Source organism: Bradyrhizobium sp. PUT101, assembly GCF_052043945.1.
Taxonomy (GTDB): domain Bacteria; phylum Pseudomonadota; class Alphaproteobacteria; order Rhizobiales; family Xanthobacteraceae; genus Bradyrhizobium.
Map to the genome: position 1 here is coordinate 471,040 of NZ_CP197207.1, position 9,670 is coordinate 480,709.

The window sequence follows — 9,670 nt, forward strand, 5'->3', positions numbered from 1 at the left end:
GTGCTGAATTGAAGCGAAGGAGCTTACGTTGAACAGTACTGCCTTGCCTGACTGTACAACTCCGAGATGCGTTGCTAAGTTGCTGCTCTTTCTACACAGAAATGGGGGTAGACTTTGAAGACTTGTGCGATTTCAGCGATTTTCACTGTTACTTTTTTCAGTTTTGCGCTCGCCCAAGGCGTACCTGATGACATCATGATCAACTCGTTGCGTTGTGAGGCAGGCAAGATCGGTAAGAAGCTGCAACAGGCAAATCTGCCACTCGATAAAAAGATGGCGGTGACATGGAAGGATAGCCGCACCAACAACGGAGGAATTGGAGGAGGATTCAAGTTTCCGATCTTCGATTTCGGCTTTTCCGGAGATCTAAGCAAGGAAGAGTTGAATGAGGCTAGCTCTGAGGGGATCACATTCAACCTTCACCCAGACAATTACTCGGTCTGCAGGGGATATAGGAAACGCATTATCCCGGAAGGCGTAGGTGTTTATCGATGCCTTGGAGAACAAAAATATCCTACCTTGTCCTATGCGCTGGGAAATAGCGCCGGTTCAGTTGGTTGCCACTACAAGGTCACCTTGGTGAAGAAGCTGAGTGGAAGTTTGAAAGTACCCGTGTGGGGTGTGGAGGTCGGGCCGAGTGGCTCGTATGGCGATACGACCACATATGACATGGCGGTAGCTGCGCCCCCAAAGAAAGAGTAAAATTCCGGTGACAGTCGACTCCATTGGCGCTGTCAAGCGTAGACTGATCACCGCAGAGGAGTCAGGAAATTACGGTGACAGTGCTGGACTGTCACCGAAACTTCAAACCTTGTTCAAGGAAAGTAAGCAAGCGCCCCGCGGTCACACTCTTACAGCCATAGTATCTTTGGCAAGCTCCTCGTCTATGATTGTGGCACCGTCGATGGAGTGCTTGGGTTTACATGCTCGATGAATTCCAGAGAGGCTTCGCCGCGGGTGAATGTTTCCCATAGGTCAAGCCCTGACCGCTTCACCATCAGCTTCCACAACTCTTCCAGCATTACGGTGACAGTGCACTTAATTTGACGCCGGCGGCTTTCCCGGCCATGATGCAGCATGGCTCGTCTCGCTCGCGTCGTCATCCCCGGTCACCCCCACCATGTCACCCAGCGCGGCAATGGCCGGGGGCGCACGTTCTTCGAGGACGGCGATTATGCGCTGTATCGCGACCTGCTTGCGGCGAATTGCAGGGACGCCGGGGTCGAGGTGTGGGCCTGGTGCCTGATGCCGAACCACGTGCACCTGATCCTGGTGCCGTCCGATCCCGACGGGCTACGGCGTGCGCTCTCGCGCGTGCACCGCAGCTACGCCGGGATCATCCACGCGCGACGTAAGCGCACCGGTCATTTCTGGCAGGGCCGGTTCGGCGCTGTTGCCATGGACGAAGAACATCTCGCGGCGGCGCTACGCTACGTGTCGCTCAATCCGGTTCGGGCGCGCCTGGTGCCGCGGGCACAGGACTGGCGCTGGTCGAGCACGCGCGCGCATTTGCGCGGCAGGGAGGACGGCGTGACCGCGCTGGCGCCGATCCGCGATCGTTTTCCAGAGTTTGCCGATCTGCTGGCGACCGAACCGGAAGACGATCTGTTCGACGCCCTGCGTTCAGCCGAGAGCATCGGCCGGCCGCTTGGAGACAGCCGCTTTCTTAGCCGTCTCGAACGTCAGACCGGGCGCGTCCTCAAGCCCGCCAAGCGCGGGCCGAAGCCGTCGGTGGAGTCGGGGGGTATTTAGTGCACTGTCACCGTAATGGGGCTTGCACCCTCAATCTTCGGGAAGCTCATCGGGCCACTTCTGGGCGCCGTGCAGGATGCGCAATATCCGGATCGAGCTTTCCGTTACGGCATAGGCCGCGACATAGGGGGTACCGACAATGACGAGCTCGCGTGTGCCGGCCACACGGCCAGGGCGCCCACTCTCAGGAAACTCGACAAGTCGATGCGCGGCGGCAGCGATCCGCTCGTCGAGCGCTATGGCTGCCCGAGGATTTTCAGCCACGATGTGGGTGAAGATGCCGTCGCGGTCCGACAGCGCGAAGGCGGACCAGACGAGCTTCACGACTCCAGTTCGTCCGCCCTGCGCCGAGCCGCCGCGCGCCGCTCTGCGAAATGGGCTTCAGCCTGTTCGTCAGAGACATCGGGCCGGGTATCGTTCAACGCCTCTAGAACCTTCGCGCGGAACCAGGCGTCATGAGCCTTGCTGTTCGTGAGGAGTTCGAGCGGTAGCGCGCCTTCATTGGCGGTCCGGGTCAGCAGGATGCGTACCGCGTCCGATACCGTCAGCCCCATCTCCTCAAGTACGGCGGAGGCGCGATCACGGACTTCGGCGTCGATGCGGGTCTGGACAAGGGCATTTGCGGCCATGTTCGCCTCCTCGGATGCGATAGGGATGTAATTCAATTGAATGACGAGTGCAAGGGCGGCCGGTGACCGAGGCGCCATCCGGAACGGATACGACCTCGATTGCGCAATTTCGGACATTCCAATCCGGATACCTGATTTCCGTGATTCAATGCTCGCGCAGACAACGAGCAGTGCTCAGGGTTGGGTTCCTTCCGGGTGTTGTCCGCCATCGCAAATCTCCTTTTCCGTCAAACGTCGGACTCGACTCTTCGTTCCGTTTTTGTTCTCTTCGGCCATATTCAACATCGCGAGGCTGGACATGCCGGACCTGGACTTTGTCAGGCGGGAGATCGAACGGATGCGCATCCAGATGGGCAGGCAGAGGAGGGAGATCCTGCAGCTGCAGCGGGCGGGCGTCGGGACCGCCTCGGCCGAGGCGCTGCTGTCGCGGATGGAGGCGAAGGTTGAAAGTCTCTGCGCCCAGCGTGACGCGCTGAGGAGCGCAGAGCCGCATCACAACAAGGGCAGGGTGCTCGGCGGGAGGACATGGTGAGCAGGCGGTGGTTCGACGACGAGAGAGAGTTGTCGCCCTTCCTGACCGCACTCGAGGACGTTCGCCGAAAGGCGACGCGGGAAGGATGGTGCTATGCGCACGTCCAGGCCATCATCGTGGCCATCGACCAGTACGCGGAGGCCGCGACAGGCAACCGCGAGTATTTCCTGAACAAGCCGGTTTCAATCGGCGACAACCGGAAGGCCGCGGATATTCCGTGAGTGGCTGTGCCCTCGTGTCGTTGCTCGTGCATCGCATCGGGGCACATCGCTGGTTTCAACACTCCCGTTCGAGATGCGATGTGTCCGTCAATTTGTGCGGTTCGAAATTGCGATGACGGTGCTCCCAATTGCAGCTGTGCGCCAAGCGTGGCCGCCCTGGAAAATGGCGATGGCCGCTGGCGCGCAGGCCTCACGTCATTGCACCGTCTCCTGCGCTCCCGTTACGAAGGCCAACAAGGGCGAAGACATGCGCGCTCGTCGTTGCGCCGATCAGCGTGATGAGACCGAGGAGGAGGGCGCTGACCTGGTCCGACCGGGCGAAGCAACCTTCCTCGGCGGAGAAGTCCTTCGCGTTTTGCCGGGCTTCGGACGCGCTTCGGGTGCAATCCCGTTCTGCTCGTCGAATTGCTTCAGCCAGGCCTGGATGTATCTGGGATCATCGGGACAAAGCCGTTCCAGCAAACGAAGGTTCTGCGCTCTGAATTCCACAAGGGTTTTCGGCATAACTCCTCCTCAAAAGCCTGCCCGCCGAAAAGGTGCTTCGGGAGGGGAGCCGGGTCAACGGCAAAGAGAGGCTTGAAATTCCGGACGAGCCGATGCAGCGCGCAAAAGCGAAAACCCCGCCTGGGGGAAGCGGGGTTCTCTGTCGGGGGTGAAGCTTGGGGACGCTTCAACTGTAAGACGCGCGAGCCGGTCAAAAGTTCAAAAGAAAATCCACAGCGCCGGACTTGCCGAGAACGGCCGCGGGTGAACCTCGGCGAGATCGGCTGTGACCAACTGGAATGCTTCAGGGCCTGCTCAGCGCGATCGTGGAAACGCTCCTTAGCGTCGTACGGGACGCGAACATCAAATTCTTCCGCGGGGAGAACGCGGTCGAACTCGCCACCGCCATCGTCGGTCTCTCCTGCATCGTGATCGGCTCGGCGGCCATTCTGCTGGATCACTGAAGCGGAAACGTCGGAGAGATGTTCTCTGCTCGCGGCTCCGCTGAATGCAGAGGCGAACCGATGCGCATCGCGCCGGGCGATGACAGATCCCTCCGTTCAGTTGAAGGGCAGCTGTCGTGAGCGGGGTGAGTTTTGATTGAAGCGATGCGCGCAAAGGACTCGGTTCACCTCTCCCGTTGGGGAGAGGTGAACCCGCCGCCCCGTTGCGGATCGGCGCGGCCGAACAGCAGGCCTCGCAGGAGGCTGGCTTACTTCATGTTGCTGCGCGTCTTGGTGCCGCCCTCGCTGCCCGGGCCCGAACCGCCCTGACCGGATGCGTCCGGCCTCACCACTCCGCCCTTGCTCATGCCGTCACTGCTCATTCCGGTCGTGCCGTGATTCATCGAGCCCTTGTCCGTGCTGTTCATGCCGGGCTTCTGCATGTTGTTGGACTGCGGGGCCGGGCCGGTCTGGTTCTGCGCAAACGCGGAACCGCACATGAGACCGAGGGCGGCGGTGGCGATCATGATCTTCTTCATCGCAAACTCCTGGTTGGTTGCCTGGAGCCAACGGGAGTGCGGAAATCATGTTCCTAAGAACTGGATGGAAAAGAAATTCTGTGAAGCAGGAGCGCCGCGGCCCGCGCTTCATTCGAGCAGGCGCGGGTTCTTGCATGCGGCCAACTGCCTCGCGGCAGGCACATTCGCATCAGCGACTAAAGCGCGATGCGATGAGGATGAATCGTCATCGCGCTTTAGGTCGTTGTTTAAGCATGATCTTTTCGGAAAACCGCTGCGCACTTTTCCGGATCATGCTTTAGGCTGCGATCCGTTGATCGACAGGTGTCGTCAGGAACTTGAGTGCTTCTGCATGTGCGAGGTCGGGAACCGCGATCGCCGTGTGGCTGTACATCGCATGTGTCCGCGACTTCGCAATCCCGTCCAGGATCTCGCGGCCCTTGATGACGTGGAGGCCCATGCCCTCTTCAGTGGGGAAGATCGCCAGCACCACATCGTAAGCCGCGATGACGGCCCTGAGCGCTTCGGCCTTGTCTTCGGCGACGTCGACGAAAATACGAACATCAGCCGCGAGTTCACGCAGCTCGTTAAAATCCAGCACTGTGGGGATACTCCAACGCAACGAACCTGACTGGAGCTTGGCCGCGTTAGGTTACTGAAGCGTCAACAATGCGGGCCGAGCCACAGGTTTCACGCGGAGGTGACATGGCGGTCGCGATCGACAGGAGTCACAACAGCGAAAACCCTGCCTGGGGAGGCGTGGCGCTCTGATGGGGTGAGGCTTGGGAATCTCAATCATAAGACGCGCCGGCCGCCGAATGGTTCAAAAAGAAGGTGGATATCGTTCACAGGAGGCGGGGAGCGCCCGAGAACCCGTGCTTGCGTTTTCGGCCTCGATGGGTTCTAAGCCCGGTCACTTCATGACTTCTGGCATGAACCAGCAGCGCGCCCCCGCGGTCCGGCCGCGTCCTCTTCGGGAATTGCTCGCGCCCCCCATTCAAAGGAATTCAGACATGGCGAAGATGACGAAGACCCAATTGATCGATGCAATTGCCGAGGGCACGCAGCTTTCGAAGAACGACGTGAAGTCGGTGATCGAGTACATGGCGACTGTCGGCTACAAGGAGCTCAACGAGTCCGGCGAGTTCGTCATTCCCGGCTTCGTGAAGATGTCGGTCGTGAACAAGCCGGCGACCGAAGCCCGCATGGGCGTCAATCCCTTCACCAAGGAGCCGATGCAGTTTGCGGCGAAGCCCGCAAGCAAATCGGTCAAGGCCTCGCCGCTGAAGGTCGCCAAGGACGCCGTCTGAGGCGCCGGAGATGTCGTTGCGGCGGGCACTTTCGTGAGGCGATTTCGTTCTCGCAGAACTCGCAGATCATCGGCGCCTCGATGACGAAGCCCGCGATGCTGGCGTCTGAGGGGCCGAACGGCTGAGCCGCACCGTCGCCGGCGCGCCGAATTTCGGCCGGTCAATGCGCAAGAGCGAGGCTTCGCTTCGATAGCGTGCAGTCCGCGCGCCTCGCCAGGTCACCAGCTTCAAAAGAAAAACCCCGCGCTTTCGCGCGGGGCTCTCTTGGCTGACGGCGTTGGGATTTCAGCGCCTGGCCGCCAACCGTGTCCCAAACTTAAAGTTGAAAATCCAAAAAGCAACAGCGCCGCGGTGACGGAATATGTTCGTCAGGCGGCGCTGCCGTGTGACTGGGCGCTGAAATCCCCAGCTTTCGTGAGTCTTTGCCGTTCCGAAAAGGTTCAACGCGACAGCCTGGAAATTTGGTTCGAGGGGCTGGACTTTTTGTTCTCATTTTGTTCTAGTGTGAGCCGCCTTGGAAGACTTTGAGAGGTGACTCATGACTGTCGAAAAGCAGCGCGAAGTGATCAGGCTCTGGAACGAGCTCAGGAAGCTCGAGGGACCTGCCGCAGAAGAGCTCCGCATCCAGATCCTCGAATGCTTCGCGAGAGAGAACGCCAAGCGGGCGGCTTGATCCGTATCGGCGACACGCGGCAACCTGCAAGCGCGATCGCGTTCTGACGCCTCGTCCTCGATCTGGTCGTCGAGGAATTTGTCGGCAAAGCATCCCGTCGCCGAATGTGTGAGGGTGCGCTTTCATCGATCGTTAGGAATCGCTCCGCACTGGTTTTCGCGACTCCGATTCGTTCCTCGAGAACGAAATGGAGTCGGATGCAGAACAGGTTGCGCCTGGCGGCGGCGATGGCGACCGCGCGTATCCGAACGAGACGGCGTGACGCAAGGCTCAGTCCCGCCCGTGTCTTCTCCGAAGGCTGCGGGGCGAGGGAGCGGCATTGATGCGAGCTCGCCCGATCGCGGTCGCAAAGTGTTTGTTAAGAACTGCGTCGTGCGGATTTCTGCGATTCCGATTCGTTCTTCGAGAACGAAATGGAGTCGAAGCCGGAACAAACTCGGTCCATCTGTCCCGGCGGCAGAGGCGCCGCCTCTGATGTGCCTTAACGATAGCTTGCGCGGACGCCGATAACGCTATTCGGTTAGGTTAAAAGCCCAATCGCGTTGCGCTTGCCTCGGGTTGGGGTAGGTGTCTGGCAAGAAGCAAGAAGCGACTTTGCCAAGAAGCGATTTTGTCATGACACCTTTTTCAGAGCCGTCCTTTTACCAAGGCGACCGGCACACCTACCGGCGCGTCGCCGTCGTCGGCACGCTGTTCTGTCTCGCTTTCGTGGTGATCAGCTTCTCGCTGCGGCCGCGGGCCGAGGACACGCGCGTGGCGGTCAAGGCCGACCGGCTGGTGCGCACGGCGGGCCAGGTGTCGTACGCCAATTAGCGTTCGTCGCCGCAGATGCGATCGTCGGCCGGCGCCTGCGGGCAGGCGGCGCCGCGCGAGGCGAGCGCCACGAAGCCGGCATAGCCGGACAGGTTGAGCAAGACTTCGAGCCACGCGGGCATGTCGGGCCTCAGTTTTTTCTTTCGCTCAGCGCGAGAAAGAACTCAACGTCCGCGCGCAATCCTGGTTCCCTACGCCCGAAAAGAAACTCAAACCCGCGAGGAGGGGTCGAGCCGGCGGCCGAGGGCCGCGACGGATTCGCTCGACGGCTGCTCCTTCAGGAACTCGGCGATCGCCCGCGCCAGTTCGCCGTCGGTCATCGGCGTCGGCGGCGGACGCAGCGTGCCGACACCGAAGCTGCGGACGATCTCGTCGTAGTGCTGATCGGCGGATCTGGGAACCAATCTGCGGATACGGGCCAGCAAAGCGGATATTGGCAAACCTTCCTCCTCGATCGTCCGCCCCGCTGGCAGCAATTGCGGTCTGCTGCCATTGGCTCCCGTTAAACTGAAAAACCCCGCCAGCATCGCGGAGATGCTGACGGGGTCTTCGTGCTGTTGCCTCAACCCGGATGGCGGAGGCTCCCGCACTTGGGTGATCAATCCGCGCCCGGCGATTTCGTTCCCGCTGCACCGACATTTTTGATCGCGCCGGGGTTCCGCGGATCGCGCAACCATCGCAGGCGCCCGCGGTTATCTTCCAAGACGCGAAGGAGAAGAGCATGAAGAAGACATTGGCAGTTCTGGCCACCATCGCGGCCGTCGGCGTGACCGCCGTCGCGGCGCCCGCACCGGCCGAGGCGCGCGGCCGCGGCATCGGCCCGGGCCTCGCGTTCGGCCTTGCCGCCGGCGCCATCACCGCGGGTGCGGTCGCAGCCTCCCGGCCGTATGGCTACTACGGTCCCCGTTACGGCTATTATGGCGGCCCGAGCTATTATTACGGACCCGGCCCTTACGCCTATTACGGCGGCGGGCCGTACTACCGCCATCACCACTGGCGCCATTGGTAGTCGCCGATAGCGAAAAGCCCGGAGCGCTGCTCCGGGCTTTTTTCATTCGCCTATCGTCGCGTTTGCCTGCGCGACGATCCTATGGCCAGAGCGATGGCCGCTCGACCTTGCGGGCGTTCTCCAGCGTCGACACGAAATATTCTTCGCGCTCGCGCTGGAACTTCTCTTGCGTGGCACGGAAGGCGGCGACACGGGCGGCGATCTCATCGCGCTCACGCGCTTTGCGTTCTTCGTCTTCGGTCATGTCAAATCCCCTCTACACCTGAGTACGTGCAAATCTGAACTCAAGCGCTGCCGCCGCAATCACGTTGAGTCGCGTCAACACATCCATTGGCGCTCCTGAATGGGGCGTCAATGGGGAGGAGGCATTGCAGGAATGTGATAAGCGAAGGCCGGAAAAAATTGCCGAGCGAACTGCGTTCGCGCTTGATAAGTACGTCAATGATCTTGTCGCTTGTGCATGTTGCTGTCAGGCAAAACGAGTCGGGAGGCGCGATTGATCGCATCGGATCTTCAGAGCGGCGTCGAACTGCTCGGCGACATGATCGCCGAGGCCAGGGCAATCGTGCCGTTCACCGGCGCTGGCATCTCGACCGAATGCGGCATTCCCGACTTCCGCTCCCCGGGCGGAATTTGGACGCGTAACCGTCCGATTCCGTTCGACGAATTCGTCGCGAGCCGCGAAGCGCGCAACGAGGCCTGGCGCCGCCGCTTCGCGATGGAGGAGGTGTTCGCTGCGGCGAAGCCCGGTCGCGGCCATCGCGCGCTGGCATCGCTCTACCGCGCCGGCAAGGTTCCCGCCGTCATCACGCAGAACATCGACAATCTGCACCAGGCCTCGGGCTTCGCCGCCGAGCACGTGGTTGAGCTTCATGGAAATACTACTTTTGCGCGATGCATCGGATGTGGGCAGGCCTATCCGCTGGACTGGGTGAGGCGCCGTTTCGACGGCGACGGCGCGGCGCCAAACTGCACGGCGTGCGACGAGCCGGTGAAGACCGCCACGATCTCCTTCGGTCAGATGATGCCGGATGACGAAATGCAACGCGCAACCGCGCTGTCGCAATCCTGCGACCTCTTCATCGCGATCGGTTCCTCGCTCGTGGTCTGGCCGGCCGCGGGCTTTCCGATCATGGCCAAGCGCGCCGGTGCACGTCTGGTCATCATCAACCGCGAGCCGACCGAGCAGGACGACATTGCCGACCTCGTCATCCATCACGACATCGGCGAAACGCTCGGTCCCTTCGTCGGCAATTGAGACGAATCAATTTGATTCGCTGCAATGCA

Annotated in this window: 18 protein-coding genes; 11 read left to right on the plus strand and 7 right to left on the minus strand. The window is 60.9% G+C overall.

Features of this window, described 5'->3' with window-relative positions:
* Positions 1-195 precede the first annotated feature (195 nt).
* Both ACSHT2_RS02255 and ACSHT2_RS02260 read left to right on the plus strand, forming a co-directional pair.
* Complete coding sequence (locus ACSHT2_RS02255) at positions 196-702, plus strand: hypothetical protein (RefSeq protein WP_440640198.1); 507 nt, start codon at positions 196-198, stop codon at positions 700-702.
* A gap of 375 nt (positions 703-1,077) precedes the next feature.
* Entirely contained in the window at positions 1,078-1,752 is a 675-nt protein-coding gene (locus ACSHT2_RS02260) for a transposase (protein WP_440640199.1), read from the plus strand.
* Positions 1,753-1,782: 30 nt separating this feature from the next.
* On the opposite strand, the gene ACSHT2_RS02265 is transcribed toward ACSHT2_RS02260, so the two are convergent.
* Both ACSHT2_RS02265 and ACSHT2_RS02270 read right to left on the minus strand, forming a co-directional pair.
* Entirely contained in the window at positions 1,783-2,076 is a 294-nt protein-coding gene (locus ACSHT2_RS02265; protein ID WP_440640200.1) for a type II toxin-antitoxin system RelE/ParE family toxin, read from the minus strand.
* On the minus strand, positions 2,073-2,381 hold the full coding sequence (locus ACSHT2_RS02270) for a type II toxin-antitoxin system RelB/DinJ family antitoxin (RefSeq protein WP_440640201.1): 309 nt from the start codon (positions 2,379-2,381) through the stop codon (positions 2,073-2,075). Before ACSHT2_RS02270 ends, ACSHT2_RS02265 begins: the two co-directional genes overlap by 4 nt.
* Before the next feature lie 298 nt (positions 2,382-2,679).
* Here ACSHT2_RS02270 and ACSHT2_RS02275 point away from each other — a divergent pair, with 298 nt between their 5' ends.
* The 3 genes from ACSHT2_RS02275 to ACSHT2_RS02285 all read left to right on the plus strand — a co-directional run bounded on the left by ACSHT2_RS02275 (position 2,680) and on the right by ACSHT2_RS02285 (position 4,081).
* Entirely contained in the window at positions 2,680-2,913 is a 234-nt protein-coding gene (locus ACSHT2_RS02275) for a hypothetical protein (RefSeq protein WP_440640202.1), read from the plus strand.
* Positions 2,907-3,134, plus strand: coding sequence for a hypothetical protein (locus ACSHT2_RS02280; protein ID WP_124160848.1), 228 nt, complete (start codon positions 2,907-2,909; stop codon positions 3,132-3,134). Before ACSHT2_RS02275 ends, ACSHT2_RS02280 begins: the two co-directional genes overlap by 7 nt.
* 782 nt (positions 3,135-3,916) lie before the next feature.
* The gene (locus tag ACSHT2_RS02285; protein WP_440640203.1) at positions 3,917-4,081 is read left to right on the plus strand and encodes a hypothetical protein; all 165 of its coding nucleotides are present in this window, start codon (positions 3,917-3,919) and stop codon (positions 4,079-4,081) included.
* 248 nt (positions 4,082-4,329) lie between these two features.
* Here the strand turns inward: ACSHT2_RS02285 and ACSHT2_RS02290 are convergent, their stop codons facing one another.
* A complete protein-coding gene (locus tag ACSHT2_RS02290; RefSeq protein ID WP_440640204.1) occupies positions 4,330-4,599 on the minus strand; it encodes a hypothetical protein in 270 nt (89 codons plus the stop codon).
* 277 nt (positions 4,600-4,876) lie between these two features.
* Entirely contained in the window at positions 4,877-5,179 is a 303-nt protein-coding gene (locus tag ACSHT2_RS02295) for a hypothetical protein (protein WP_124160850.1), read from the minus strand.
* 412 nt (positions 5,180-5,591) lie between these two features.
* Here ACSHT2_RS02295 and ACSHT2_RS02300 point away from each other — a divergent pair, with 412 nt between their 5' ends.
* The 4 genes from ACSHT2_RS02300 to ACSHT2_RS02315 all read left to right on the plus strand — a co-directional run bounded on the left by ACSHT2_RS02300 (position 5,592) and on the right by ACSHT2_RS02315 (position 7,374).
* Positions 5,592-5,888, plus strand: a complete 297-nt coding sequence (locus ACSHT2_RS02300; RefSeq protein ID WP_018323108.1) for an HU family DNA-binding protein — start codon at positions 5,592-5,594, stop codon at positions 5,886-5,888.
* A 264-nt stretch (positions 5,889-6,152) separates the two neighbouring features.
* Complete coding sequence (locus tag ACSHT2_RS02305; protein WP_440640205.1) at positions 6,153-6,416, plus strand: hypothetical protein; 264 nt, start codon at positions 6,153-6,155, stop codon at positions 6,414-6,416.
* A 10-nt stretch (positions 6,417-6,426) separates the two neighbouring features.
* Complete coding sequence (locus tag ACSHT2_RS02310) at positions 6,427-6,561, plus strand: hypothetical protein (protein ID WP_440640206.1); 135 nt, start codon at positions 6,427-6,429, stop codon at positions 6,559-6,561.
* A 615-nt stretch (positions 6,562-7,176) separates the two neighbouring features.
* A complete protein-coding gene (locus ACSHT2_RS02315; protein WP_440640207.1) occupies positions 7,177-7,374 on the plus strand; it encodes a hypothetical protein in 198 nt (65 codons plus the stop codon).
* Here ACSHT2_RS02315 and ACSHT2_RS02320 read toward each other — a convergent pair.
* Both ACSHT2_RS02320 and ACSHT2_RS02325 read right to left on the minus strand, forming a co-directional pair.
* The gene (locus tag ACSHT2_RS02320) at positions 7,371-7,496 is read right to left on the minus strand and encodes a hypothetical protein (RefSeq protein WP_124160853.1); all 126 of its coding nucleotides are present in this window, start codon (positions 7,494-7,496) and stop codon (positions 7,371-7,373) included. The two genes, ACSHT2_RS02315 and ACSHT2_RS02320, sit on opposite strands and share 4 nt — an antisense overlap.
* An 87-nt stretch (positions 7,497-7,583) precedes the next feature.
* Positions 7,584-7,901 (minus strand): hypothetical protein, encoded by a 318-nt coding sequence (locus ACSHT2_RS02325; protein WP_440640208.1) that lies wholly within the window; start codon positions 7,899-7,901, stop codon positions 7,584-7,586.
* Positions 7,902-8,095: 194 nt separating this feature from the next.
* On the opposite strand from ACSHT2_RS02325, the gene ACSHT2_RS02330 reads away from it, so the two are divergent.
* Entirely contained in the window at positions 8,096-8,383 is a 288-nt protein-coding gene (locus tag ACSHT2_RS02330; protein WP_440640209.1) for a hypothetical protein, read from the plus strand.
* A 79-nt stretch (positions 8,384-8,462) separates the two neighbouring features.
* On the opposite strand, the gene ACSHT2_RS02335 is transcribed toward ACSHT2_RS02330, so the two are convergent.
* Positions 8,463-8,627, minus strand: a complete 165-nt coding sequence (locus ACSHT2_RS02335; protein WP_271528287.1) for a hypothetical protein — start codon at positions 8,625-8,627, stop codon at positions 8,463-8,465.
* Between the two features lie 252 nt (positions 8,628-8,879).
* On the opposite strand from ACSHT2_RS02335, the gene ACSHT2_RS02340 reads away from it, so the two are divergent.
* Positions 8,880-9,641, plus strand: coding sequence for an SIR2 family NAD-dependent protein deacylase (locus ACSHT2_RS02340; protein WP_440640210.1), 762 nt, complete (start codon positions 8,880-8,882; stop codon positions 9,639-9,641).
* Positions 9,642-9,670 lie beyond the last annotated feature (29 nt).

Excerpts from the sequence above, each read along its gene's own strand:
- ACSHT2_RS02300 (WP_018323108.1), top strand. The coding sequence starts at position 5,592 with ATGGCGAAGATGACGAAGACCCAATTGATCGATGCAATTGCCGAGGGC.
- ACSHT2_RS02325 (WP_440640208.1), bottom strand. The coding sequence starts at position 7,901 with ATGCTGGCGGGGTTTTTCAGTTTAACGGGAGCCAATGGCAGCAGACCG.
- ACSHT2_RS02335 (WP_271528287.1), bottom strand. The coding sequence starts at position 8,627 with ATGACCGAAGACGAAGAACGCAAAGCGCGTGAGCGCGATGAGATCGCC.
- ACSHT2_RS02275 (WP_440640202.1), top strand. The coding sequence starts at position 2,680 with ATGCCGGACCTGGACTTTGTCAGGCGGGAGATCGAACGGATGCGCATC.
- ACSHT2_RS02255 (WP_440640198.1), top strand. The coding sequence starts at position 196 with ATGATCAACTCGTTGCGTTGTGAGGCAGGCAAGATCGGTAAGAAGCTG.
- ACSHT2_RS02270 (WP_440640201.1), bottom strand. The coding sequence starts at position 2,381 with ATGGCCGCAAATGCCCTTGTCCAGACCCGCATCGACGCCGAAGTCCGT.
- ACSHT2_RS02315 (WP_440640207.1), top strand. The coding sequence starts at position 7,177 with ATGACACCTTTTTCAGAGCCGTCCTTTTACCAAGGCGACCGGCACACC.
- ACSHT2_RS02280 (WP_124160848.1), top strand. The coding sequence starts at position 2,907 with ATGGTGAGCAGGCGGTGGTTCGACGACGAGAGAGAGTTGTCGCCCTTC.
- ACSHT2_RS02290 (WP_440640204.1), bottom strand. The coding sequence starts at position 4,599 with ATGAAGAAGATCATGATCGCCACCGCCGCCCTCGGTCTCATGTGCGGT.
- ACSHT2_RS02330 (WP_440640209.1), top strand. The coding sequence starts at position 8,096 with ATGAAGAAGACATTGGCAGTTCTGGCCACCATCGCGGCCGTCGGCGTG.
- ACSHT2_RS02320 (WP_124160853.1), bottom strand. The coding sequence starts at position 7,496 with ATGCCCGCGTGGCTCGAAGTCTTGCTCAACCTGTCCGGCTATGCCGGC.
- ACSHT2_RS02260 (WP_440640199.1), top strand. The coding sequence starts at position 1,078 with ATGGCTCGTCTCGCTCGCGTCGTCATCCCCGGTCACCCCCACCATGTC.
- ACSHT2_RS02310 (WP_440640206.1), top strand. The coding sequence starts at position 6,427 with ATGACTGTCGAAAAGCAGCGCGAAGTGATCAGGCTCTGGAACGAGCTC.
- ACSHT2_RS02285 (WP_440640203.1), top strand. The coding sequence starts at position 3,917 with ATGCTTCAGGGCCTGCTCAGCGCGATCGTGGAAACGCTCCTTAGCGTC.